Below are 26,964 nucleotides of genomic sequence, written 5' to 3'. Positions count from 1 at the left end.
AACCGCTGTAATAGTTAAAAAGCACACTCTTTTTATCTGTTATGGCGGTTTTCCTTTTATATTACGGTATCGCTCTTTTTTAATCTTCGTCATTATGTTTAGATAGAAAATCGCATATAGTAAAGACAATAAATCTAAGCGGATTATAAAAATATTATGGAACAACAACTTATTACTGATATTTCTCTCACTGCCCGTATTTTAGGCGCGGCTTTTTATTATGCACCTACTGAGAAAAGTGACATTGTCGAGCTGCTGTCTAGTCAAAAGTGGGTTGAAGAATGGCCTTATGGCAGTGATGAAGAAAAGCAACGCATTGCTAACCTTCTTTCACAAACTGCATTAGCGGAAGAAACTTTAGCACAGGCATATCAACGTTTATTTGTTGGCCCTTACGCACTGCCTGCGCCACCTTGGGGCTCTGTTTACCTTGATCATGAAAATGTATTATTCGGTAATTCAACATTAGATCTACGTGAATGGATGCTAGAAAATGGCATTGATATTGCGTTAACTCAAAATGAACCTGAAGATCATTTTGGTTTAATGGTGATGATGGTGGCATGGATTGCAGAAACTCGTCCTGAAAAATTAAATGAGCTATTAGCAGAACACCTTCTGCCGTGGGGTTATCGTTATTTAGAGAAGTTATCTCTGCAAGGTGCATTCCCTTATTATGAAGGTTTAGCTATGCTGGCGACATTAACGCTAAAAAACTGGCAATCTCTGCTAAATATCACCCCTGCTGAAAAACAGTTATTTTGCTAATAACTGTTTTACTAATAACAAAATAGCGTTACTAATAGATAGACCAGCCTTAATGGCTGGTTTTTTATAATATTACTTCAAATTATAGTTAAATTCATATTGACCTAATATATTCTCTTGGATAAACCCTATATTAATCATTTTTTCGATTATCACTTTTTTGGTGTCATTATTTTCCAAAAGAATGGAAGTGAAAATATCTTTATTAGAAATAATTTCAACTATATTAATTAGTTCTGAAAATTCGTCTTTTCCATCTAACTCATTAAGTAATTCAATATAGATTTTTAGTTTTGGAACTATTTTTTTAAACTCATTTTCCATTTTTTTTGATATATGAGTATTAATATAATTATCTATAAAAGAATCAAAATTAACACTTTGTTTTTCTTTTAAATTTCTAAGATCATTCGTAATAACATCAAGATCATTTGAATAAGCTCTACCGTAAACAACACTAAAATTAAAAGAGTTATAACCCGATAGTTTCTGACATAAATAAAATAAAGTATTTAAGCTATATCTTCTTTTATCTTTAAGATGCGACATAGCATAAAGTACAATTAAATGATCTATATTTAATAGAGCTTTATCTTTAGAATCTATATTTTTTGTTATTGGTGCATATAATAAAATATCGACATTTTCTAAATCTGAAAATATATTTATAATGAGTTCTTCTACTCGGTTCCAATCCAATCCACCATTGCCACAACCTAATGGTGGTAATGCTATTGAGTTAATTTTTCTTTTTATTATTTCTTCTTTTAACGTTAATAGTCCTTTTTCGATATATTCATATTGTGATTTTTTGCGCCATGTATCTTTTGTAGGAAAATTAACAATTAATTTTCCTTTTTCGCTAGTAATAAGAATATTGCCAATCTTAAATCTATTTTCATCACAAGCGGTTTTATAATTTATAAAATTTTTCGGGAATTTTTCTTTGAATTGATAGGCAATGCCTTTACCCATCACACCTTGGCAGTTAACCGCATTAACCAATGCGGTTGTATTCGATTCAAAAATATCACCTGAAGAATATATAATCATTTTTTTACGCAGAAATGTTCCATGATATCGACATGTATATTTAACTTATTTTTTTTCAATAAGTCTCTCACAACATCTTCCATATTAGCATCTTTTACATAAATATTGAAAAAAGAACTTGCAAGAACAGTATCAGGGGAAAGACACTCCGCCATACAAACAAGTTTACACATTGTATCTTTATAATCTCTTTTATCTAATAACTCCCAGTTTATGGCTTCCATGCCTTCATCATAGCTCATTATATCCACTCCCTCTGACGCTAAAGGATGTGCCGGAATTATTTTCCAATTATTAACTTTAGCTAAATTACGGCGAACAGTTATAACGCAAAAATCAAGATCTTTATTGTCAACCAATACGCGACCATCAAATGGATTACCGGCGAAAAAGTGAAATGGTACCATTTGTTCAAGTGTTTTTGCCTCTCTTCCTTGTATTATATTTCCATCAGCTACATCAATAAAATCATCACTCAGTGAAGCTCTTGAGCGCAATCCTGTTTCTAAGATATTTGGTAAATTATCTAGACATGTCAAATGGTAAAGCAAGGCTTTGTCGCGAATAGAAGTATTTTCAGACATAGTAACTCTTTATATAATGGAATAATTAAATTAAACAATTCTTTATTTTATTTAAAATAAAGTCGAGAACAAAACAATGCATTATAAAAATAATATTGTCACATTAATTAATCTAATTACATTTATATTAATTCATATTTTTAATTATCAATGATTTTATATTAAGTGAATTATTAAAATTCATTTTTAATAATTTCATTTCGATATCATTATTATGAATAATCCCCATTTTTATACTTTTTTTACACTTCTCACCTCTCTTTTATCAACATCTTTACAGCCCATTCAGTACGCTCACTCAATCTAAATAGTAAAAGGATTGTTCTGATGCTGATATTCGGTGCTGTGACGTTAGTTGTTTTGCTCACTGCTTATCTTATCTATGTGTTATTCCACGCAGAGGCATTTTAAAAATGGCAACAACGATGTTGATCTATCTTGCTGTTTTTCTGATCACATTATTAGTGATGGGGAAAATGCTTGGACATTATTTAGCTCGCCTTATTGAAGGTGACTTACCTCATTGGGTTACTCAAACCGAACATGTTATTTGGCGTTGTTGTGGTTTTAAGCCCGCAGGAAAAGCAATCCAGCCGATGAGCTGGTATCACTATATGCTTGCCCTACTTATTTTTAACTTAATGGGCGCAATTCTATTATTTGTCATACTGCTTAACCAAGGCTATTTACCTTTAAACCCTCAATTTGCATCTAATATGAATTGGGACTTAGCGTTAAATACCACAATTAGCTTTATCACTAATACTAATTGGCAAGCTTACAGCGGTGAAACCGCAGTGAGTTATTTAAGCCAAATGACAGGGCTTGCAGTGCAAAACTTCTTATCTGCAACAACGGGTATTGCTGTCGCTTTTGTTTTAATTAGAGCGCTAACACAGTCCTCTTGTTCCTCATTAGGGAATGCATGGGTCGATATTGGGCGCATTACATTATATGTCCTACTCCCTTTATCAATTGTTTGGTCACTGTTATTTGTCAGCCAAGGGGTAATACAAAACTTTCACCCAGCGATATTAAGCCAAGGTCTTGATGGTCAACAGCAATGGTTACCTATGGGGCCAGTTGCTTCTCAAGAAGCCATTAAATTGTTAGGAACAAATGGCGGTGGCTATTTCGCGGCAAACTCTGCCCATCCTTACGAAAATCCAACATCATTAAGTAACTTCTTGCAGATACTTGCCATATTTCTTATTCCTACTGCCTTATGTTTTGCCTTTGGTCGTTTAAGTGGAGCACAGCGCCAAGGTCATACCTTACTTTGGGCTATGACGTTAATTTTTATTGTTGCTGTTATTGTGGCCACTTGGGCTGAATGGCAAGGAAATCCAGAATTTATCTTTGCTGGTACAGATAGCTCGCTGAATATGGAAGGCAAAGAAACACGCTTTGGCATAATCGGTAGTGCTATTTTTGTTGCTGTCACAACAGCGGCATCTTGTGGTGCAGTTAATGCCATGCATGACTCATTAACCGCTTTGGGTGGCATGGTGCCAATGTGGTTAATGCAAACAGGAGAAGTGGTATTTGGTGGTGTAGGATCAGGATTTTACGGCATGATCCTCTATGTATTATTAGCGGTGTTTATCGCTGGATTAATGGTTGGTCGAGCACCTGAATACCTTGGTAAAAAGATTGGTGTTGCCGAAATGAAATGGGTAGCGGTTGCTATTTTAATTTCTCCTGCCGTTGTTTTATTAGGTACAACCCTCGCCTTATTTACTGATGTTGGTCGTGAAGCCATTTTAAATCCAGGTCCTCATGGCTTTAGTGAAGTGTTATACGCTTTTACTTCTGCGGCTAATAATAACGGTAGTGCTTTTGCCGGGCTTCAAGCCAGCTCACCTTTTTACAATCTATTATTAGGGCTTTCCATGTTGATTGGTCGCTTTGGTGTCATGTTACCTGTTTTAGCTATCGCAGGTAGTTTAGCCGTGAAAAAGCGTCAGCCAGAAAGCTTAGCAACACTCTCTACCACTTCACCGCTATTTATTTTGTTATTGATCCTCACTGTATTAATGATCGGCGCTTTAACTTTTGTTCCGGCATTAGCACTTGGCCCTATTGCAGAACACCTACAGCTGTTCTGGGCTAAATAAGGAAACGTATCATGAAAAAAACTCAACTATTTGACAGAAAAACTGTGATATCGGCTTTCTTTGATGCGATAAAAAAATGTACGCCTCAAGCACAATGGCGTAACCCCGTTATGTTTATTGTTTATGTGGGTGCGCTCTTAACTACCGGAATTTGGATTGCTTCGCTGTTAGGTTATCTTCCTGATGATAATCACTTTACTTCACAAGTCATGTTTTGGTTATGGGTGACATTGCTATTTGCCAATTTCGCTGAATCATTAGCAGAAAGTCGAAGCAAAGCACAAGCTGCTAGCTTACGAGGTGCTAAACAACAATCCAAAGCGATACGTTTACATCATGCAGACATTAATGCCTCGAAAGAAACCGTTGACTCTTTCTCATTGCATAAAGGTGATATCGTTTTAGTCAACGCTGGCGAAACTATTCCTTGTGATGGTGAAGTCATTGAAGGTGGTGCTTCTGTTGATGAAAGTGCGATTACGGGTGAATCAGCACCTGTTATTCGTGAATCAGGTGGCGATTTTTCTTCTGTGACTGGTGGCACTCGAGTATTGTCAGATTGGCTGATTATTCGCTGCACTGCTGAGGCAGGTAATTCATTTCTCGACCGCATGATTGGAATGGTAGAAGGTGCAAAGCGTAGAAAGACGCCGAATGAAGTTGCTTTGACCATCTTATTAACTGCACTGACGCTGATTTTCTTATTGGCTTGTATAACACTTTATCCATTTAGTGTGTTTTCTGTCGAATTTCAAGGTCATGGTGAGGTTATTTCTGTTGTCACTTTAATTGCTTTGTTGGTGTGTCTTATTCCCACAACGATTGGCGGCTTGCTTTCATCAATTGGTGTGGCGGGAATGAGCCGCATGTTAGATGCCAATGTGATTGCAACCAGTGGGCGTGCTGTTGAAGCCGCCGGTGATGTTGATGTCTTACTTCTTGATAAAACAGGCACGATTACACTCGGTAACCGTCAAGCTTCTCGTTTTATCCCTCTTTCGGGTATTAGCGAAAAACAACTTGCTGATGCAGCACAATTAAGCTCGCTTGCAGATGAAACGCCCGAAGGCAGAAGTATTGTGATCCTCGCTAAACAGCGTTTTAATTTGCGCGAACGTGATTTAGCATCAATTGGAGCTTCTTTTATTCCCTTCTCTGCAATGACAAGAATGAGTGGTGTCAATTTAGGAGAGCGCTTGATCCGCAAAGGTTCCGTTGATGCTATTCGTCGCCATATTGAAGTCAGTCACGGCCATTTTCCTGATGAAGTCACCGCGATAGTTGAGCAAGTAGCGAGATCCGGAGGAACACCGCTGGTGGTAGTGGAAAATCAGAAAATTTTAGGTGTTGTTGAACTTAAAGATATTGTGAAAGGTGGAATTAAAGAGCGCTTTGCTCAACTTCGCCAAATGGGTATAAAAACCGTCATGATCACCGGTGATAATCATCTTACGGCGGCGGCTATCGCAGCAGAATCTGGTGTTGATGATTTTCTGGCTGAAGCAACACCTGAAGCAAAACTGGCATTAATTCGCCAATATCAATCAGAAGGTCGATTAGTCGCAATGACGGGTGACGGTACTAATGATGCTCCAGCTTTGGCGCAAGCGGATGTCGCTGTTGCCATGAATTCAGGCACTCAAGCTGCCAAAGAAGCGGGAAATATGGTCGATTTAGACTCTAATCCAACAAAATTAATCGAAGTTGTGCATATTGGTAAACAAATGCTAATGACACGGGGCGCTTTAACCACATTTAGTATTTCCAACGATATCGCCAAATACTTCGCCATTATTCCTGCGGCTTTCGCTGTCACCTACCCACAGCTCAACATGCTTAATGTCATGAACTTACATTCACCAGCATCTGCCATGCTATCTGCGGTTATTTTTAATGCCTTAATCATTGTCTTTTTGATCCCTCTTGCCCTTAAAGGTGTGCATTATCGCCCTGTTTCTGCGCATTCATTATTGCGCCGTAACCTCTCTTTATATGGGATCAGCGGATTATTAGTCCCTTTTATTGGCATTAAAATCATCGATATGATCTTAGCGTTTATTGGGTTTTAAGGAGCTCTATATGCATCTATTTCGTTCATCCTTAGTAATGTTATTATTACTCACATTAATAACCGGACTCGCCTATCCTTTGCTTGTTACAGGATTAGCCAATCTTATTTTCCCATGGCAAGCGAATGGTTCATTGGTTTATCAAGATAACAAGCTCATTGGATCTGAATTTATTGGGCAACAATTTACACGGGATGATTATTTTAAAAGTCGTCCATCAATGACGTCAGAAATGCCCTATAACAGCATGGCTTCAGGCGCTAGCCAATTAGCATCTTCAAATCCATTATTGCTTAATGAGGTCACGAAACGCGTTCAAATGTGGCAAAAAGCGGTTGATAATGATCAGGCTGTTCCTGTTGATTTAGTGACCGCATCAGGGAGTGGACTTGATCCTCATATTTCATTACAAGCGGCCTATTACCAAGTTGAAAATATTGCACACTCTCGTCAACTCACTAAAGATGAGATTAAGCAATTAATAAAAGAGAATACGACAACACCATTAATCTCATTTTTAGGTGAGCCTGTGATTAATGTCTTTAAGCTTAATCAGGCACTTGATAGATTAAGTGCAGAAAAACACAAAAGAGTGAGTGTTCAATAAAATGGAACATGACCAACAATGGCAACGTCCCTCACCCGATGATTTACTCGCTTCAACGCGAACAACAACTCGTGGACGACTAAAAATATTTTTTGGGGCTTGTGCAGGTGTAGGGAAAACTTACACCATGTTGCAAGAAGCTCAACGCCTCCACCAGCAAGGTATTGATGTGCTTGCTGGTATTGTCGAAACGCACCAAAGACAAGAAACGGCGGCATTACTTCACGGATTACCTTTATTGCCGCCACAACGTATTCATCATCATGGTAGAAAGCTTGTCGCATTTGATTTAGATGCCGCATTAGCCAGACACCCAGCGGTGATCTTAATGGATGAGCTGGCATTTAGTAACCCTCATAAATGCCGGCATCCTAAGCGTTGGCAAGATGTGGAAGAGCTGTTGGATGCAGGTATTGATGTACTTGCCACAATAAATGTGCAACACATTGAAAGTCTTAATGATATCGTGGGAAGTATTACAGGAATTCGTGTCCAAGAGACGATCCCTGACTATATTTTTGATAGTGCTGATGAAGTGGTTATGGTGGATTTACCGCCTGATGATCTACAACAACGGTTGCATGAAGGCAAAGTATATCTAGCTGGACAAGCAGAACGGGCCATCGAACACTTTTTTCGTAAAGGTAATTTAATCGCACTACGAGAATTAGCTTTACGCCGTATGGCAGATAGAGTTGATACACAAGTTAAAGAGTTTCGAGATAGCCAAGGAACGGCTCCTGTTTGGCACACCACAGATAGTCTGATGGTATGCCTTGGTGCTCATGGCGGTAACGACAAATTAGTTCGCACGGCAGCGCGTTATGCTGCCGCTTTTGGTTGCCAATGGCATGCTATTTATGTTGAAACTCCTAAGCTTCATCAAATTGGAGAGCATAAACGCCGAGCTATTTTACACTCGCTAAAACTGGCACAACATCTAGGTGCAAGAACCGCGATCCTTTCTGATAATCAAGCTGAAAAAGCGGTGATCCGCTACGCCAGAGAGCATAATCTTGGAAAAGTGATTATTGGTCAACGTGCTTACCAAAAATGGCAATGGTTAAAACGTTGGATACGGATGCGTTTTGCAGAAAAATTAGCACGTTATGCACCCGACCTCCATGTTATTAGTGTTGCTCTCAATGATGAGGACATTCGTTATAAAACCAAAACAGCACCACTGCAAAATGATAAATGGCGACAAGAGATAAAAGGCTATTTAACAGCGATTGGATTATGTTTAGCGATAACCTTATTCTCTCGCACATTTCTATTAGCCCTTGATAAAGCCAACTTAGTGACACTCTATTTATTGGGTGTTGTATTAATTGCACTCTTTTTTGGTCGTCGTCCTTCTATTTTTGCAGCATTAATCAACGTTATTAGTTTTGACTTGTTTTTTGTACAGCCCCACTTTTCACTCGCTGTACTCGACATGCAATATTTGATCACTTTCACCGTCATGCTTATTGTAGGATTAGTGGTCGGTAATTTAACTGCGGGTATGCGTTATCAAACTCGTGTCGCCCGTTATCGAGAACAACGCACTCGCCACTTATTTGAAATGACAAGAGAACTGGGTCGAGCGGTAACGTTACAAGACGTTGTTCGTACCAGTTACCATTTTTTATCAAGTGCGTTTGATGCCAAAGTTTGCTTATTGCTTCCCAACAAACAAGGTGAATTAACACCTTTTTATGCGCAAGGTATGGGGCATTTACCTATTGATAATGCAATTGCACGTTGGTGTTGTGATAAAGACCAAATTGCTGGTGCAGGCACAGATACTCTGCCAAGTGTGCCTTATCAATTGCATCCGATTACTGCCTCTCAACAAGTTTTAGCTATTTTAGCGATTGAACCGAATAATCTTCGCCAACTGCTTATCCCTGAACAACAGCAGCTATTGCAAACTTTTAATGGTCTGATTGCTAATGCACTCGAGCGATTACAACAGGCTGAAATTGCAGAACAATCTCGAATTAACATCGAACGAGAACAATTAAGAAATGCATTATTGGCTGCACTTTCTCATGATTTAAAAACACCGCTTACTGTTCTTTTTGGACAATCAGAGATTTTACTTCTCGATTTAAGCGCTGAAGGTTCATCTCATACAGAACAAGTTAGCCAAATTCGACAACAGATCCTTACCACCTCACGCTTGGTCAATAATTTACTTGATATGGCACGTATTCAATCTGGCGGCATTCAAGTGAATTTACAATGGAATTCGTTGCAAGAAATTACAGGAAGTGCCATTCGTTCTCTCTCTTATTTACTTGATAAACATCCATTAGAAATTGATATTTCCGCTGATTTATTGCTCTATTGCGATGGTAATTTAATTGAACGAGTTATCACGAACTTACTTGAAAATGCAGTGAAATATACGACATCAAGCACAAAGATTGGAGTAAGAGCCTATATTGAAGCTTCTAAAATTCATGTTGAAGTGTGGGATGAAGGCGATGGTATTCCAACTGACCAACTACAACTTATTTTTAATAAATTTTCACGCGCAGTAAAAGAATCCGCAATTCCTGGTGTTGGATTAGGTCTAGCAATATGTAGCGCGATTATTCGCTTACATGAAGGTGAAATCTGGGCTGAAAACCTTAATTTGTCTGAAAACCATAAAAAAGGTGGAGCAAGTTTCCACTTTGTTTTACCTTTAAAATCACTCCCTGATATTGATGTGATTGAAATAAAACAGTGACTCCATATAACATTTTAATTATTGAAGATGAAAAAGAGATCTTACGCTTTGTTCGGCTTGCTTTAGAGAACGAAGGATTTCGTGTTTATGAAGCCAATGAATGTCAACGTGGGTTAATTGAAGCCGCATCAAGAAAACCTGATTTAGTCATTCTTGATCTGGGTTTACCTGATAAAGATGGGCTGTGTTTTATTCAAGACTTTCGCCAATGGAGTAGTACACCCGTTATCGTACTTTCAGCGCGAGATTCGGAACAAGATAAAGTGAAAGCGCTTGATGCAGGAGCGGACGACTATCTGACTAAACCCTTTGGCATCAGTGAACTACTCGCCAGAGTCAGAGCATCACTACGCCGTTTTGTTAAACAAGAAACACAGAGCACACAATTTACGTTTGGCGATATTACAATTGATTGGGTTAATCGTATTGTTACTCGTCAAAATGAACCCGTTCATTTAACACCAACAGAATTTCGTTTGCTAAGCGAATTGGTTAATAACAGCGGTAAAGTGCTTACTCAACGGCATTTAATGCAACATGTTTGGGGACCTAATTTCGTTGAACACAGTCACTATTTGCGCATTTATATGGGACATTTACGCCAAAAACTAGAAACCGATCCCGCATGTCCAGTGCATTTAATGACAGAAACGGGGATCGGCTATCGATTTATGCCTTAATATTTTCTATAACATAATGACATTAAGCCATTGCCGAAATGGTTTTTCTAAAACGTAATAATGCTAATGAAAAAAACACAGAGCCAATAACAATTAAGATAATGAATTGTGGCCACACAATCGAGAAGTCAGCACCACGATATAAAATAGCCTGAGCTAAGCTAACAAAGTGTGTAGTTGGCATTGTTTGCATTACATCCTGTACAAACTGGGGCATACTTTCTCGTGATGTCATCCCTCCTGATAGCATATTTAATGGCAACAATACCATAATCATCAATAAACCAAATTGAGGCATTGAGCGAGCCATTGTTCCTAAAAAAATGCCTATTGAGGTTGTCGCAAATAAGCTTAAAGCAACACCACACATAAACAGTAGAACAGAACCTTCGATAGGAACATGAAGTAAAGATTTCACGACTAAGACCAGCGACATAGCTGATGCCAATAATACAACCAATCCCATTGACCATATCTTAGAAAGCATGATTTCAAAGGGAGTTACAGGCATAACCAGTAAGTGCTCAATGGTGCCATGCTCTCGCTCTCTTATTAATGCTGCTCCTGTTAATACTATCGATAACATAGTGATATTATTGATAATTGCCATAACAGAACCAAACCAAGATTGTGTCAGATTCGGGTTGAAACTCATTCTAACTTCCAAATCAACAGGCAGTGGATCGTTGGTTCTATTTTTCGCTAAAAAGGTTTTTGCTTCACCCATTACAATATTTTGAATATAGCTATTACCTAAAAAAGCTTGGCTCATTCTCGTTGCATCAATATTAACTTGTATTTCAGGTTTTCGACCTGCTAAGAGATCACGCTGAAAATTAGGCGGAATATCGAGTGCAAAGGTATAAGCTCCTCTATCTAATAAACCATCAATTTGCTCAGGAGTAATCTCAGCTGGAGGTAAGAAATAAGGCATATAAAAACTATTTACAATACGTGCAGATAGCTGAGATTTATCTTGATCAGCAACAGCAATCGGCGCGTGATGCAACGAACCGGGTGTAACAGTTGCTGATGAATAAATAGACACAGTAAAAGCAAACACAATTAACGCCAACATCGCTTTATCACGAGAGAGACTACGTAGCTCTTTTACGCCTAAATTAAACACATTTTGAATTGTGCGCCACATTTAAGCCTCCTGCTTTTTCAAGAAAAAGATACTCAACCCAATAACAATTGGGATAGTGATAAGCAAAGGAATAAAAGACCAAGGTAAATCAAAAAGGTTTAATCCCTTAGAGAATGTTCCTCTTGAGATAGTTAAAAAGTGAGATGTAGGATAAATATGCCCTATCCATTTACCTATACCTTCCAGTGACGAAACAGGATCAATCATTCCTGAAAATTGTGTTGCTGGAATTAAGGTAATAATTGAAGTACCAAAAATGGCTGCAATCTGACTTTTCATAAAGCAAGAAATGAGTAATCCCATTCCAGTAGCAATGGTGATATAGAGTAATGCACCTAAAGAAAGCGTTAACATACTCCCTTTAAAACTTACCCCAAACACAAAGACAGAAAGCGCACAGAGCATAAAAAAGTTAAACATACCCAACAAGATGTAAGGAAATTGCTTGCCTAGCAAAAATTCTGCTTTGGTGATAGGTGTAACATAAAGATTAATAATAGAACCCAGCTCTTTTTCACGAACGACACTCAATGCACTTAACATTGCAGGGATCATCATCAATAACAGTGGAATAACTGCTGGTACAATGGCGGGTAAACTTTTTACATCAGGATTATAGCGATAACGGGTTTCTATATTAATAGGTGATAATTTATCAACCACATTAGTTGGTTGACGCATAGCCATATCAAGCATCCATGTTGTATGCATTGCCTGAATATAACCGCGAACAGTTTCAGCCCGATTAGGCATTGCGCCATCAATCCAGACACCTATTTTTACAGTATGGCCTTTGGCAACATCTCGCGCAAAGTTAGGAGGAATTTCAATCGCAACCGTAATATCACCACTACGCAACCGCTTTTCCAGTTGGTCATAATCGGTGATAGGTGCCTTTTCAATAAAATAACGAGAGCCTGAAAGGTTTTGGCTATATGCCTGACTTAACCCTGTTTTATCTCTATCCATAATACCGAAGCGTAGATTTTCTACATCTAGACTAATACCGTAACCCATAATAAACATCAAGATCACCGTACCTAATAGCGCTAAAGTAAGGCGTACCGGATCTCGGCGTAATTCCATACCTTCACGAATACTATAGCTAAATAAACGCCGTAAACTAAATCGTTGCTTTAACGCTTTTTCTGCACTTTCATGACTAGATGCTGGAAGTTGTAGGCTTTTTTCATCAAGTTCAGGTGCCTCTTGTTCACCTGATGCCTTTTTAAGGTAATCAATAAAGACTTCTTCAAGCGTATCAAATTGGCTATTTTTAACTAAATTTTCAGGTGTATCTGTGACTAATACTTTACCAGCATGCATCAGCGACATTCGGTCACAACGTGCCGCTTCATTCATAAAGTGAGTTGAGATAAAAATAGTGACACCGTCACGTCTTGATAGGTCAACCATCAAATTCCAGAACATATCTCGCGCAATGGGATCAACCCCTGAAGTTGGTTCATCCAATATCAACATTTCAGGTTTATGGATAACAGCAACGGCGAGCGACAAACGCTGACGAATTCCTAATGGCAAACCATCAGGCATTATTTCTTCAACATCCGTTAAATTAAAACGCTCACTCATTTCCCTAACACGTTGAGGAATTTCCTCTTCTGGAATATGAAAAAGCTTGGCGTGTAATTCAAGGTTTTGTCGTACAGTCAATTCACTGTAAAGTGAAAATGCTTGAGACATATAACCAACACGACGACGTGTTTCAATATCTTTAGGATCAACTTCTTGACCAAATAACCAAGCTCGCCCTTCACTCGCTTCGAGTAAACCTGTCAGCATTTTCATAGTAGTTGATTTACCACAACCATTCGATCCTAAGAATCCAAAAATTTCTCCTTTAGGAATACGAAAGCTTACATGGTCTACTGCAACAAATTGCCCAAAACGCATGGTTAAATCTTGTGCTTCAATGGCGATAGTATCATCGTCACTTTTATCTCTTGGAGGGATAATCACTTTTTGATGATCTTTCTTTTTCTCTTCTGGCAATAACTCGATAAAAGCAGCTTCTAGTTCATCAGTATGAGTTTGGGCTTTTAATTCATCGGCATGGCCTGTTGCTAATATTTTTCCGGCATCCATAGCAACCAACCAATCAAAACGTTCAGCTTCTTCCATATAAGCGGTCGCTACTAATACGCTCATATTTTTTTGACGCTTACGTATACGATTAATTAATTCCCAAAATTGCGCGCGGGATAACGGGTCAACCCCAGTAGTGGGTTCATCGAGAATAAGTAACTCTGGATCGTGAATAAGCGCACAACATAAACCCAGTTTTTGTTTCATTCCTCCAGAAAGTTTACCCGCAGGCCTATCACGGAATGGGGCTAAACCCGTACTTTCAAGTAAATCATTTATGCGTTCTGCCCGCTCTTGTTTTGATTGACCAAATAAACGACCAAAAAAATCCACATTTTCAAAAACAGAAAGTGTGTGATAAAGATTTTTACCTAATCCTTGAGGCATATAAGCAATACGAGGACAAACAGCTCTTCGGTGTTCAACATCATTCATATCACCGTTTAAAACAATTATTTGCCCAGTTTGGATTTCTCTCGCACCAGCAATAAGAGAGATCAAGCTCGATTTCCCTACACCATCAGGGCCAATTAGCCCGACCATTTTTCCAGCAGGAATAGCCAATGTCACATCATCAAGCGCTTTGGTATCGCCATAATGTTGGGATACATGAGTCAATTCAATGATATGAGAATGACTTTGCGTTCTCATTGTTTGACTCATTGCGGTAATTTCACCTCTAAATCAGTTGGCCAAGATTGGTTATTATCTAATCTAATATAAGCACGACCCGGTAATCCTGTTTTGACATATTCAAGGTGTTTTTCAAGTAATTCAGGTGCAATACGCGCTCTTACACGAAACATGAGTTTTAATCGTTCATTATCAGTTTCAACAGTTTTTGGTGTAAATTGAGCGACACTAGCAACGTAGGTTGTTTTTGCAGGAATAACGATATGAGGTGCCGCATCTAAAATAATGTGAACTTCACTTCCTAATGCAGCTTTACCAGCAGCTTCTGTTGGTAAAAAGAACGTCATATAAACATCACTTAAATCGACCATATTTAATACACGGCCGCCAGCGCCTAAAACTTCACCAGGCTCTGCGACACGATACTGAACACGACCATTACGCGGTGCTTTTAAAATACTGTCATCCAATTCTGCTAAGATGCGTCTTTCGGTTGCCGTTGCAGCATCCACTTTTGTATTAGCTTGAATGATCCCCGCTTTTGCCGATTCTATTGCAGCAATGGTTGCGGTTTCTTGAGCTTTAGCTGCTTCAACCGCCGCTCTTGCTCCTTCTGTTCTTGCAATATCATCATCTAATTGTTGAATAGAAATAGCATTAGTTTTTACTAATGCACGAGAACGATTAAGTCTTTTTTGTGCAGCATCAAGCTCCGCAATACGTTGACGAACAACTGCCTGAGCTGCAAGTTGTTCACTTTTACGTTGTGATAATGCAGATTGTGCAGTGACCACACTGCTTTTTGCTTGGTTTAATTGAGCTTGAACTTCATGAAGTTGTTCTTTAAGTGTTCGAGTGTCCATGTTTGCTAACACTTCACCCGCTTTAACAAAATCACCTTCTTGAACTAAAATAGAGTCTATTCTTCCCGGACTCTTTGTTGAAATATCGATTTCTGTTGCTTCTATTCTCCCATTACTTTGAGCAAATCCTGAAGGAAGTGTTGGTGCTTGAGATTTCCACCAAAAAATTCCCGCAGCAACAACCGCGACAAGAATGATGCTATAAATAAAAAAACGACTCTTTTTTTGATTTTTCATATAAATTATTTAACCTTCCTTTAGCCATAAAAGAATACCAAAAATATGTTTATCCGCTGTATGTAAGAAAATAGTTAAATAATGAGACGTATTAATTTTTATTTTTTATTTATATTTAAAAATAGTTCATTTGTATTGATAAAGCTAACGCACTCACTATAAAAAAATAAAATATTAAAAGCTAACCTTATGAATTATAAATGTTATGTTATTATAATAGAGCCTTAACCCAAATTAATGTAGTACTTTTATCACATAATCTACCATCTATTTTTGATTATTCGAGGAAACACACAAATTGTATATAGAAAGTTAGTTTTCGTTACATTAAAATACAAATGAAATAATAACAAAACGTTATCAAATATTAATCAATATTAAAATAAAACTTAATTTTTTGATAAAACCCAATTAATAACCGAATTATCCCTAATTTAAAATTATCAAAAATTGTATTTATTATATTATTTAATAAATTTTATATTTTAAATTTCATAATATAAAATAAAAACAAAAAGTAAAAATAACATTATTATTTTTATTCTTAAAAAAATACTATTAGCTACGTCTTATATTTATTATCTTCATTAAACAAAGAAACATTAAAAATATACACCGCATTAACTTTTCCATTTAAAAAATAACGAAATCAGTCTATTACATGATGAAGATCGATAATTTAAAAAGAAAGTTGAGTGTTCAGACCACTTACACTTTAAACTTTTTATATAGTGATTATTGCAGTTAGTAATCAAAGTACTTTGATGTAGTTAATTAGAATTTAAGATCAAGATCGTAAAATCCATATGATGATACCACGTCAATTTTAATTAAAAACAAGAAGGGTTATATGAATAATATTAAGTATAAACTCGCTACAATAACACTTTGCACACTGTTTGCTACCTCTGTTTTCGCAAATACTGATACCCCTATTCGCCTTGTAATTCATGGTGGTGCAGGAACAATTACTAAAGACACCATCACACCAGAACAAGAAAAAGAATATAAAGAAAAACTAACTGAGGCATTAAATGCTGGATATGCTGTTTTAAATAGTGGAGGTACCAGCATAGAAGCTGTTCAAAAATCCATTAATGTGATGGAAGATTCCCCCTTATTTAATGCAGGGAAAGGTGCCGTTTTTACCCATGATGGTCGTAATGAACTTGATGCTTCTATTATGGATGGTAAAACCCGTAAAGCTGGCGCTGTTGCGGGTGTAACTACGGTTAAAAATCCAATTAACGCAGCCATTGCAGTGATGGAAAAAAGTCCACATGTTATGATGGTTTCTAATGGTGCTGATCTTTTTGCTAAAGAACAAGGGCTTACAATTGTTGATCCTTCCTATTTTAGGACTGAACATCGTTGGCAACAACTTCAAAAAGCAATAGAGAAAGAACAAGTCGTTTTAGACCATGATGGTAAAACAGCTGCTCTTTTTGTTGATCCTATGATGTACGATTATAAATATGGCACTGTTGGTGCAGTTGCTCTTGACCAACATGGCAACTTGGCAGCGGGAACTTCGACGGGAGGCATGACAAACAAGCGTTATGGCCGAGTTGGTGATTCCCCAATTATTGGTGCGGGTAATTATGCTGATAATGAAACCGTTGCTGTATCTGCAACAGGATCTGGTGAAATGTTTATCAGAACATTAACGGCATTTAATATCGCAACCCAAGTTAAATATAAAAATTTACCTTTAGAAGAAGCTGCTCAAAATGCACTTGATGAAGTTAAAGCGATTGATGGTAGTGGCGGTGTTATCGTATTAGATAAAACAGGTAACTACACAATGAGTTTTAATTCTGAAGGTATGTATCGTGGCACGATTGGTAATGATGGAAAGCCAGTTGTCGCCATTTATAAAGAGTAAATTTAAACGGTTATTTTTCTATTTCGTACCCAATATTTATGTTTGATCTTCTCCTTTTCTAAAAAGAAAAAAGATAAAACATTGGGTACGAAACTCATAATATAAGCCTATTCCCCCCTTATTTCCTGCATTCTATCTTAAATCTATTTAACGTTATTTTTATCATTAACGCGCTCCGATTATTATCCCCCCCCAAAAAGCTCATTTAATAAACGATATGATGGTAAAGCATACAAGATCGATTCTACTTATTAAAATGATCCTTTGAAAAAGTAGCTTTTTTCTTTTTTGGATCTGTTAGAATATTCATCATGGTTATGTTGATTTAATAAGGAAATCACAGTGGAATTTCACCACGACGATCAGGATTTAACACCCGAAACATCGCTAGTGTTGTCTGAAAAACAAGCAATATTGGATCTGAATGCAACATTCACCTCGCCTGCTCATACTAACCCTGCAATGGCATATTTAATGAGTTTAGGTTCAAAACGTAGTCGTCAAACAATGGGATCGTTTCTAACTATTGTTGCCAAAATGATCGGTTTCTCTTCTCTTAAAAATTGCCAATGGGGAGCACTTCGTCGTCATCATATTCAAGCAATTATTGATATGTTGTCTGATGCCAATAAAGCCCCCGCCACTATCAATACTTATCTTGCTGCCTTAAAAGGTGTTGCTTTAGAAGCTTGGGCAATGAAACAAATGGATACTGAAAGTTATCAGCATATCCGCCAAGTTAAATCGGTAAGAGGAAGTCGGTTACCCAAAGGGCGTGCACTAACTAGCAGTGAAATCCGTGCTTTATTTAGAAGTTGTGAAAAAGACAATTCATCGAAAGGTTTAAGAGATGCCGCAATATTAAGCGTGCTATTAGGTTGTGGATTACGTCGCTCAGAAATTGTGGCTCTAAATTACGAACATATTCAGTTTCGTGATCAAGCCTTTATTGTCAGGGGTAAAGGTAATAAAGAACGCATGTCTTATATGCCTGATGATACTTGGGATCGTGTTCAATTATGGATCGATGAAATAAGAGGTACTCAAGATGGCGCCCTTTTTACTCGAATTCGTCGGTTCGATGATGTTACTGATGAGCGAATAACAGACCAAGCCATTTACTATATTTTAGAAATACGCCAACAAGAAAGTGGTATTGATAAATTTGCTCCCCATGATTTGAGAAGAACCTTTGCTTCAGCAATGCTTGATAACGGTGAAGATATTGTCACGGTAAAAGATGCTATGGGACATGCCAGTATTATGACAACTCAGCGTTATGATAGACGTGGAGATGATCGACTAAGAAAAGCGGCTCGACATTTACGTTTTTAGTCTGAAAAATACCCAATTTAATAAATTAAATTGGGTATTTAAATTAAGCTTATTTTTATAACATGCTATTTTGCTGTTATTTTATTGTATTTTATCTGAAAGGTGGTTCGTTAAACGTTCTTAACTTACGAGAATGTAATTTATCTTCTTCTTCTTTTAATAGCTCAATCGCTTGAATACCAATTTGCAGATGTTCTGATACCGCACCTTCATAAAAATGATTAGCCTGACCAGGCAATTTAATTTCACCATGTAACGGTTTATCTGATACACACAATAAGGTGCCATAAGGAACGCGAAAACGATAACCTTGTGCAGCAATTGTGGCACTTTCCATATCAACAGCGACGGCGCGACTTAAGTTAAATCTTCTCGCTGAAACGGAAAAACGTAATTCCCAGTTGCGATCATCCGTTGTAACAACAGTTCCCGTTCTTAATCTCTGTTTTATTTCATGTCCTGGTTTACCACTAATCATTTTCGTCGCATCATAAAGTGCACGTTGTACTTCAGCAATATTTGGGATAGGAATATCAGGAGGTAAAACGTCATCTAAAATATGATCATCACGTAAATAAGCATGAGCCAAAACATAATCACCAAGTTGCTGGCTTTCACGTAGCCCGCCACAATGACCAATCATTAACCAAACATGAGGGCGTAAAACCGCTAAGTGATCGCAAATTGTTTTCGCATTTGAAGGGCCAACACCAATATTCACTAATGTTATTCCGGGACCTTCTTTAGCAATTAAATGATAGGCAGGCATTTGATATTTCTTCCAAGTTAAATCAGAAATTAACTTTTCAGGATCAACGGTTTCCGCCGTAATTTGCTGAAATCCCGCACAAGAGAGTGCGCAATATGCGCTATTCTTATCTGCAACTTGTTCACAAGCCCAACGAACAAACTCATCAACATAACGATTATAGTTTGTATATAAAATATAAGGTTGAACATCTTCAGGTAATGTTCCCGTATAATGTTTTAAACGTGCTAATGAAAAATCAGTACGCAATGCATCAAAATGAGAAAGAGGTAAAATATCCCTATCACTGATTAAACCATCGGTAATTTCATCACCAATTTTAGACAAATCAGTAGTAGGAAAGTATTTTGCTAAAGAGGCACTCATCTTTCTATCAAAACCAATGCCTGTACCATCAATGACAAAAGGATAAGGAATTTCTTGTTTTGAAGCAGTTACTTCAAAAGTAGCATGGTAAGCATCAGCAATAAGTTGCAGTTGTTCTGACAGATAATTTTCAAATAAAGCCGGATTAGTAATCGTGGTAGAATAATTACCTGATTTTGATAATCTACCATAAGCACGCGTTTTATCTTCTGTTTTAACTTCACCATACCAATGTACAGTTAATTGAGGGTAAGCAAATATTCCTTCAGCTCTTTGTTTTATATCTGGTAATTTTCCATCTTGAACATAATCAATAATGGCATTGCGTAATGCATCAACAGCATTTTGATATTGTTGTTTTAATTCATTAATAATTTTTTGAATTTCTGGATTATGAGGTTGTGACATAAAAGAGCCTCTTATTTATTATTGGTTTATAACCATAATAGCAAGAAGCTCTGTTTAGCCCAATAGTCAACATTCTAAGATCGCGTATTTATATTCACTTTTACTATCTAGAATAAGTGTTTTATTTTTAAAATCATATTCGAAAATTAATTTTGTATGATCTTCTAACGTAATTTTATTTCCGACTAATAATAACTCTGAAAGATTAGAATCAAGTGCAGTTACATTAAAATATTTATCCAATGAAAAAGGCTTTCCTACAAGCTCCTCACTAACGAGGTTGACTAAATTATAGTGTTTTTCATTAACGTACGCTAACTCTGTATTTACTAAATTGTCTATATCATTAGTATTTTTATCTTGTAATGATTTTTTATTTTCTACTTCAATTCTTATTTTATTTTTACTATCATCTTTTATAACATTTATTGTTGTTTTTCCTGAATAAGGAACATTAATTAATCCTGCAAATGGATCTTGTTCCATCAAAAATGATTTAAATTCAAGAATTCCTTTTTGATACAATAAGGAGTAAATTATTTCTTTATCATTTTCATTCAAATTTGTAAATTTATTTTTTAATTTTTTGAATTCTAACTCTTTGAATTCTATCTCATCTAAACCTTGTGGTTTATTTTTTAGATCACCGATTGGAATAGAATCAATACTCAGCGTCATTCTTGATAGATCTTTAAATAGTTCAGTTTCAATTTTCTCTAACAGAGTCTTATATTTTGATGCTCCTTTTATACTCTCTTTTTCAATTTCAATAAGCTCTTTTAATTTATCTGGGAATAGCTCACAATCAAATTTAGCATTTTTATACAATTTATGTTTTAATATATAATCTCTATTGAATTTTTCCTCACTTCTGAATCTACTTATATTATTGATGATCATTTCGCTAATAATATCTTTTTTAATATCATCACTTTCAATTTTTTTCTTCTTTATTTCGATAGCCTTATCTATAGCATAGAATAATAAATCATCAAATCCAATTTTTTCTAACGATAGAATTATATCTTTTATGATTTTTATTTCATCAGATCCATCTTCATTTATATTACATATAAAGCTTATTTTTTCATCATTAAAGTTACCATCCAAAAGAATGGAGAAAATTATTTCATTATGTTTCTTTTCAATAAAAAAATTCTCTTTATATGCATCACCAGTAAGATCCCTTAATTTGCAAAATCCTTTTATTTTCTCAAAGTCATTTATTCTATGATCAAAAAAAGTCTCTTTAATTAATGGGATAACGATTTCTTCTTTCCCAAAACCAAACCAATTTTTTATTTTCTCCCATAAGGTCCTTACATTTAATGGTTCTTCTGTATTTTTTATCTGTTCCATTCTATCATGATGAATTGAAACACCGTTGATTTTCATAGTTTTTATACCTAAGTCTAGAGTTTATGAAATTCAAAATATCACGAAGTAGAATTTATGATATAAAAAAACACCATTTAATTTTGAAATAGTATTTTTTTAATAACGCCAATTTTTCTATGGTACTAAAAGATTTAAAATAATAGGTAATGTAATCGTAGCAAATATCGTTTGAGAAGTAATTATCCCTGCCATAAGTTCAGAATCTCCCCCTAATTGTCGAGTTAAAATATAAGAAGTAGGAGCAGTTGGAATAGAAAAGAAAATAACGAGAAGTATTGTCACAAGTGGTGATAAACCTAAAAAGTAGGCAACACTATAGGCGATTATTGGCACAATAAGTAAACGAGTAACCGTATTAATACTAATCATTTTACTTTCTGCTTTTAGTGTTGATAAATGTAATGCTGCACCAATACAAATAAGCCCCAAGGGTAAGCTGGTTGCTGCTAGCAATTTGAGAAATTGATCGCTACCAAAAGGAAGCCCCACTCCTGACAGATTTATTATGATCCCAATAACACAAGAGATAATTAAAGGGTTTTTTATGATAGGTAATATTAGTTGACGCAATGTCACATTTTGCCCTGCGGTTAAACAAAGTACTGAAGTGACATTTGATAAAGGAACCAGTGTTGCTAATATCAAGGCGGCTATTCCTAATCCTTCAACACCAAATAAATCAGCGACAATAGCTAAACCTAAATAGGTGTTAAATCGAATATTGCCTTGAACGATTGCTCCAAAACGTCCAGCTGGCCAACCTGTGATTTTTTTCAAAATAACACACAAAATAGTGACAGTAATGACTACAGAAAAAATAGCTACAGCAAGGTGAGGTAATTGAGGATCAGATAAAGGTGCATTTGCCAAACTATTAATTAGTAAAGCAGGAAAAAGTAAAAAATAATTTAATTTTTCAGCCCCCACCCAAAACGCAGGCTCAAACGTTTTATTTCTTCTTAAAATTGCACCTAGCGCAATTAACGCAAATAACGGCCATAACGTTAATAACACATTTTGCATAATATTTATCCTAGAGATATTGTGATACTTTACAATATCGCAACATTATGCAAATTGCTATTTCATGTTATTTAATATAAAAGCTAATTCAAAAAATGATAAAAATAAATTTATACCGCATTTTAAGAATAGCTTTTTTATTATTAGTCTATTATAAAAACCATCCTTAAAAATGGTTAAAATACAAACAACTAATCTAAATCAATGCACATGCGGTAACAAGGTAAATTTGCTTTTGCTAAATCAGAATAATAATCACGTTCTTCTAATACTTTAAAACCCTGCTTTAAATAAAATAATACTGCATTAGGTGTTGCATCTAAAAACAACTTGGATTGACCTCTCTTAATTGCTTCATGTTTAAGTTGTTTTAAAATTAGTCCAGCGAATCCTTTCCCCATGTATTCAGGTAATGTAAAAATGGCCTCAGCAAAACCAGTTTTAACATCTAAAAAACCTGAAGCAACAGGAATATTGTATTCTTGATAATCAATCACATAAAATGGATTATCAATAATAGCCTGCCGATATCCTTCAGGCATTTTATCAGGAGTCCAAGCGGCTAAAATCTCTGATGGATAAACATTCTCACAACCAAATCGCAATGCTTGATTTCGTAAATACCATAACCTTCTGGCTTCTTGTGGTTCAGCGAGTCTAAGTTGAATCATACTTATTTCCATCTTATTCATTAGAATTAACAGCCTCAAATTAGTGAAACAATTTATTCTAATAATGCTTTTTAAATTTTAATTTTTTAGTGTTACTTTTTTTAAGAGCGTGATATGTTTTTGAAGAAGGAATAATGTAAGGAAATCTTATGCCTAATTCAACATTGCCTTCATCAATAAAAAAACCTCCTCTTTTGTTGCTGGTTCTCCACTTCCTTTTTATTATCGATTCATCTCGAGTGCAATTAGAGAAATCTACTTTTCCAAAATTTCACTTATTTACCCTAGTAGATCTCAAGCTGAAAATACACATCCAAAGTTAATTCTATGTAGTCATCGGAACAGTGCATTTGATGGTTATGTGGCATTAAAAGCATTTCCCGAAGCTCAAGCTTTAGCATCAATACAATTATTAAATAGTCGGTTAATAAGACTCTTTTTTACGGGTATTCCGGTAGTTAGAAAAAAAGATAGGCAGCGTTTGGGTATAAATACAAATACTTTTTCAAGTCCTTCAGAGGCCGCGATTGCACATATAAAAGCAGGTGGAGATTTACTTTTATTTCCTGTATGGGATTATGTCCAAAGAATTAATAAGTTAGGTGCTGATTACTTTTTACCTAATATTGCCATATCCTTAACTCAGCGCTCACTCTATTCCGCATTAATGGCATTGCTAAAACTCTTCTTTAAAGAAGAAAAATATGCACATACAGCATTCGATAATTTAATTGCTATGTCTGAAACTAAAACTGGACAAGTGAATGCGGAACTTTGGACTCTTTCTCGCTATGTGCGTCAGCACCCTCAACTTCTCAAACTTATAACATCCATTGTTCCTGAAAGCATTATGCAAGAAATTGAGGTATGTGATCCTCATTTCTACCAGCAATTTACCTTATTCTTAGCTAATCATGGCCATAGAGAATTAGATTTTGATGCATATCATCCTACTTGGTTAGATGCCCCACATATTGTATTAACTCAAATTAAAGCAATGGCAGACTTAGCAGATGATAAACAAACCGATGATCCATTAGGTAAAAAAATTCTTCAGTCAGAAACTGAATTTTCAATTCTCTCTGATGCACCAGAAGAGTTGCGCTTTTTCTTACAAGAGATTATTCGATTAGCTCGTGTTTATACTGCACTTGATGACTTAGAGCATTATCAAACAACTCGATTAGCTTTACCTATGCGTCGCGGATTAAAAGCATTAGGAGAGCGATTGGTTATTCGTAGCGTCTTAGATTGCCCAATGGATATTTATTTTGCTAATGAAAAACCTTTAGCTGATGCAATTCTTGCAGATAACCCTACTGAGTGGAATCAGTTACGTCATCATATATACCAAAATAAGGCGGGATATCTAAAAGCAAAATCAGTCACACCACAATGGATCTATGGTGAGGATAGTTGTAATGCACTAAATACAAATGAGCATCAATTAAAGGGACTAGCTGGTAGTGCAGGTATTGTTGAAGGTGAAGTTTATCTTGTTTATGGTTCAGAGAATTTTGCCTAATTTCCGCAGAATGCCATTTTAGTTGCAAGAACAACTAACCCTGCTTGGACAGCACTTTTTTACCGTGCATCTGGCATTATTACAGAAAGTGGTGGGCCATTATCTCATGGTGCGGTTACTGCTAGAGAATTGGGATTACCCGCAGTAATGGGTGTTCGCAATATCTTAAATATTTTAAAAAATGGGCAAAAAGTAAGGGTTGATGGACAAAAAGGTATTATAGAAATCTTATCTTAATTATTAGATCAATAATGCCTATTAAGCAGAAAAAGCATCTTTTCAGATGCTTTTTCTATTTTTCATACTATCAATCTGTCTTTTAACTGATTATTTTATTTTTTACTCTCTTTGGCGTCTTTATTAGTATCAATATCGACTTTATAAGCTGATGGTGCAAATAAAGCAACCAACCCAGCGATTAATAATATAGAAAGCAATACCATTAACATAGATGGTGCATTAAATAATAAGTATGGTGTTAATAAAATAGGACTAGCCGTTAAAATAATTGAAATAATAATAGGATAGCCTATACCTATATCTCTTATTCGTTGAGATAAAATAAGTGTAAATATGTAGACTTGTACTATTAAAAACACCATTTCTATTAGGCCATATGGTGTAAAAGAAAAGTGATAGTAAAAATAACTTTCAGTAATTGACTCCATTTTTTCGGGGTAAAGTTCTATATACCATCGATCAGCTAAGTTTTCTGCAATAGAAAAGAAAATTGTCCAAGCAATTTCTAGACCTAAAAAAGAGAGTCTCCCACGTCTTTGTTGTTTCCATTGATAAGCAAGTTTAGCTTGCATAACAAATTCCTTCATTTTTAAATGATAATTTAATCCTTTTAATCATAATACACTTAATATCTTTATCAAAATAATGTATTAGTTTAAAAAATACTGCTCTTTTATCGATTAAATAAAAGAGCGGATATCATTATTAAAAATTAAATTATTAATAATCATCTAACCTGCTTATTGATCCACTTAATCTCTTCATTAGTGAATCGAATATTGCTTTCTTTAGTTGTATCAGTATCTAACAAGATTTTATCTTTAATTAATTTACTGACAGGTACAATGATATTGAAATGGTCACCATTTTTAATGTTATATATTTTTAATGGAATATCATGCACCATTGCAACCGCTCGTAGCTCATTAAACTCATTCCAAAAATAGTCACGCCCTTCAAAATAGAAAGTTGGTGTTTTTATTGATTTAATATAGCGATATACAGAGCGAACATTAAACTCTTCTTCGTTATTTCTATCAAAAGGCAATTCAACTATCATATCTCCTTCAGCTCTTAATTTAAGATCAGGTATTCCACCCAAAGAGAAAATAGCTCTAAATTTGTCACTATATTCACTCGCTAATAATGCTCTAGTTCCCCCCGTACTATGTCCAACGACATAGATACGCTTAGAGTCAATATAAGGCAGTGATGCTAAATATTCTCTCGCTGATTCTAAATCTTCTAATTCGCCATAAAACATTTCATAACGACCTGGGTTAGTATTTTCACCTCGGAAAGACGGGATCATCAACACCATATTGGGATCACGGAAAGTTGCACCTGTTTGGTCATTATCAACTGGTTTAGGTTGCCAAAAATAATCATCACCACCAATTCCGCCGTAGCCTCCATTTAACCAAATTACAGCAGGTAATTTCATTTTTTTATTTGCTGGAGGTGGTGTTAAATAGGCATACATATCTCCTGGTTTTGCCGGATATTTAATAACATTAAATATTTCAGGCGGCGCTTCCCAAGGCGGATCAATATTATCAAAACTGTCGTTTATAATTTCTGTTTTAAAGCGTTGATGCGCTTCATATAAAGTTTCATCACGCACTTCAATATCTGCGTTGACAGAAAAAGAACTAGCACATAGCAGGGAAAAAAATAGCGCAGGTACAACTTGTCTAAAACACATTTTATTTATATTCATATCAACTTCCCTATAAATTATTAATTTTGCGTGAT

The 26,964-nt window shown here is 35.9% G+C and carries 20 protein-coding genes and 1 pseudogene; 10 read left to right on the top strand and 11 right to left on the bottom strand.

Annotated elements, in window-relative coordinates; translation table 11 throughout:
- The first annotated feature begins 156 nt into the window (after positions 1-156).
- Positions 157-768, top strand: coding sequence for a Tat proofreading chaperone DmsD (dmsD, locus tag ABN212_RS08715; RefSeq protein WP_198619488.1), 612 nt, complete (start codon positions 157-159; stop codon positions 766-768).
- 72 nt (positions 769-840) lie between these two features.
- On the opposite strand, the gene ABN212_RS08710 is transcribed toward dmsD, so the two are convergent.
- Together ABN212_RS08710 and ABN212_RS08705 are read right to left on the bottom strand one after the other, a co-directional pair.
- A complete protein-coding gene (locus ABN212_RS08710; RefSeq protein WP_198619487.1) occupies positions 841-1,821 on the bottom strand; it encodes a macro domain-containing protein in 981 nt (326 codons plus the stop codon).
- On the bottom strand, positions 1,818-2,405 hold the full coding sequence (locus tag ABN212_RS08705) for a DarT ssDNA thymidine ADP-ribosyltransferase family protein (protein WP_198632146.1): 588 nt from the start codon (positions 2,403-2,405) through the stop codon (positions 1,818-1,820). Before ABN212_RS08705 ends, ABN212_RS08710 begins: the two co-directional genes overlap by 4 nt.
- 413 nt (positions 2,406-2,818) lie before the next feature.
- On the opposite strand from ABN212_RS08705, the gene kdpA reads away from it, so the two are divergent.
- The 5 genes from kdpA to kdpE are packed head-to-tail and all read left to right on the top strand — an operon-like array spanning position 2,819 to position 10,600.
- Positions 2,819-4,522 carry a potassium-transporting ATPase subunit KdpA gene (gene kdpA, locus ABN212_RS08700; protein WP_349443117.1) on the top strand — a complete coding sequence of 568 codons (1,704 nt, stop codon included), beginning with the start codon at positions 2,819-2,821 and terminating at the stop codon, positions 4,520-4,522.
- 11 nt (positions 4,523-4,533) lie between these two features.
- Positions 4,534-6,591: a potassium-transporting ATPase subunit KdpB gene (kdpB, locus tag ABN212_RS08695; RefSeq protein ID WP_349443116.1), complete on the top strand. Its 2,058-nt coding sequence runs from the start codon at positions 4,534-4,536 to the stop codon at positions 6,589-6,591.
- 10 nt (positions 6,592-6,601) lie between these two features.
- Positions 6,602-7,198: a potassium-transporting ATPase subunit KdpC gene (gene kdpC / locus ABN212_RS08690; RefSeq protein ID WP_102086679.1), complete on the top strand. Its 597-nt coding sequence runs from the start codon at positions 6,602-6,604 to the stop codon at positions 7,196-7,198.
- Position 7,199: 1 nt separating this feature from the next.
- Positions 7,200-9,920: a two-component system sensor histidine kinase KdpD gene (gene kdpD, locus ABN212_RS08685; RefSeq protein WP_349443115.1), complete on the top strand. Its 2,721-nt coding sequence runs from the start codon at positions 7,200-7,202 to the stop codon at positions 9,918-9,920.
- Positions 9,917-10,600: a two-component system response regulator KdpE gene (kdpE, locus tag ABN212_RS08680; protein ID WP_100158294.1), complete on the top strand. Its 684-nt coding sequence runs from the start codon at positions 9,917-9,919 to the stop codon at positions 10,598-10,600. Before kdpD ends, kdpE begins: the two co-directional genes overlap by 4 nt.
- A 22-nt stretch (positions 10,601-10,622) precedes the next feature.
- On the opposite strand, the gene ABN212_RS08675 is transcribed toward kdpE, so the two are convergent.
- Genes ABN212_RS08675 through ABN212_RS08665 form a run of 3 tightly spaced genes read right to left on the bottom strand, consistent with a single transcriptional unit; the run spans position 10,623 to position 15,589 of the window.
- Complete coding sequence (locus ABN212_RS08675; RefSeq protein ID WP_102086676.1) at positions 10,623-11,750, bottom strand: ABC transporter permease; 1,128 nt, start codon at positions 11,748-11,750, stop codon at positions 10,623-10,625.
- Positions 11,751-14,507 carry a ribosome-associated ATPase/putative transporter RbbA gene (rbbA, locus tag ABN212_RS08670; RefSeq protein WP_180949084.1) on the bottom strand — a complete coding sequence of 919 codons (2,757 nt, stop codon included), beginning with the start codon at positions 14,505-14,507 and terminating at the stop codon, positions 11,751-11,753.
- 8 nt (positions 14,508-14,515) lie between these two features.
- A complete protein-coding gene (locus ABN212_RS08665) occupies positions 14,516-15,589 on the bottom strand; it encodes an HlyD family secretion protein (protein WP_102086674.1) in 1,074 nt (357 codons plus the stop codon).
- Between the two features lie 850 nt (positions 15,590-16,439).
- Here ABN212_RS08665 and ABN212_RS08660 point away from each other — a divergent pair.
- Both ABN212_RS08660 and ABN212_RS08655 read left to right on the top strand, forming a co-directional pair.
- Positions 16,440-17,474 (top strand): isoaspartyl peptidase/L-asparaginase family protein, encoded by a 1,035-nt coding sequence (locus ABN212_RS08660; RefSeq protein ID WP_198632149.1) that lies wholly within the window; start codon positions 16,440-16,442, stop codon positions 17,472-17,474.
- Positions 17,475-17,816: 342 nt separating this feature from the next.
- The gene (locus ABN212_RS08655; RefSeq protein WP_198619482.1) at positions 17,817-18,809 is read left to right on the top strand and encodes a tyrosine-type recombinase/integrase; all 993 of its coding nucleotides are present in this window, start codon (positions 17,817-17,819) and stop codon (positions 18,807-18,809) included.
- Positions 18,810-18,900: 91 nt separating this feature from the next.
- On the opposite strand, the gene ABN212_RS08650 is transcribed toward ABN212_RS08655, so the two are convergent.
- From ABN212_RS08650 to ABN212_RS08635, 4 genes are all read right to left on the bottom strand, one after another.
- A complete protein-coding gene (locus ABN212_RS08650; RefSeq protein ID WP_349443114.1) occupies positions 18,901-20,352 on the bottom strand; it encodes an AMP nucleosidase in 1,452 nt (483 codons plus the stop codon).
- Between the two features lie 66 nt (positions 20,353-20,418).
- A complete protein-coding gene (locus ABN212_RS08645; RefSeq protein WP_349443113.1) occupies positions 20,419-21,747 on the bottom strand; it encodes a hypothetical protein in 1,329 nt (442 codons plus the stop codon).
- Between the two features lie 117 nt (positions 21,748-21,864).
- Positions 21,865-22,773, bottom strand: coding sequence for an AEC family transporter (locus ABN212_RS08640; protein ID WP_349443112.1), 909 nt, complete (start codon positions 22,771-22,773; stop codon positions 21,865-21,867).
- Between the two features lie 191 nt (positions 22,774-22,964).
- Positions 22,965-23,450 carry a GNAT family N-acetyltransferase gene (locus ABN212_RS08635; RefSeq protein WP_196532740.1) on the bottom strand — a complete coding sequence of 162 codons (486 nt, stop codon included), beginning with the start codon at positions 23,448-23,450 and terminating at the stop codon, positions 22,965-22,967.
- A 355-nt stretch (positions 23,451-23,805) separates the two neighbouring features.
- Between ABN212_RS08635 and ABN212_RS08630 the strand changes: the two genes are divergently transcribed.
- Together ABN212_RS08630 and ABN212_RS08625 are read left to right on the top strand one after the other, a co-directional pair.
- The gene (locus ABN212_RS08630; protein ID WP_349443111.1) at positions 23,806-24,969 is read left to right on the top strand and encodes a hypothetical protein; all 1,164 of its coding nucleotides are present in this window, start codon (positions 23,806-23,808) and stop codon (positions 24,967-24,969) included.
- Positions 24,970-24,981: 12 nt separating this feature from the next.
- A pseudogene (locus ABN212_RS08625) lies at positions 24,982-25,206 on the top strand (PEP-utilizing enzyme); the annotation flags it as partial.
- Positions 25,207-25,301: 95 nt separating this feature from the next.
- Here ABN212_RS08625 and ABN212_RS08620 read toward each other — a convergent pair.
- Both ABN212_RS08620 and ABN212_RS08615 read right to left on the bottom strand, forming a co-directional pair.
- Complete coding sequence (locus tag ABN212_RS08620) at positions 25,302-25,781, bottom strand: hypothetical protein (RefSeq protein ID WP_232797452.1); 480 nt, start codon at positions 25,779-25,781, stop codon at positions 25,302-25,304.
- A gap of 155 nt (positions 25,782-25,936) precedes the next feature.
- Positions 25,937-26,929, bottom strand: a complete 993-nt coding sequence (locus tag ABN212_RS08615; RefSeq protein WP_198619477.1) for an alpha/beta hydrolase family protein — start codon at positions 26,927-26,929, stop codon at positions 25,937-25,939.
- Between the last annotated feature and the right edge of the window lie 35 nt (positions 26,930-26,964).

Origin of the sequence: Proteus genomosp. 6, from assembly GCF_040139785.1 — a bacterium.
Classification (GTDB): domain Bacteria; phylum Pseudomonadota; class Gammaproteobacteria; order Enterobacterales; family Enterobacteriaceae; genus Proteus.
The sequence above is the reverse complement of the archived record's forward strand: the minus strand, read 5'-3'. Positions and strand labels throughout refer to the sequence as shown.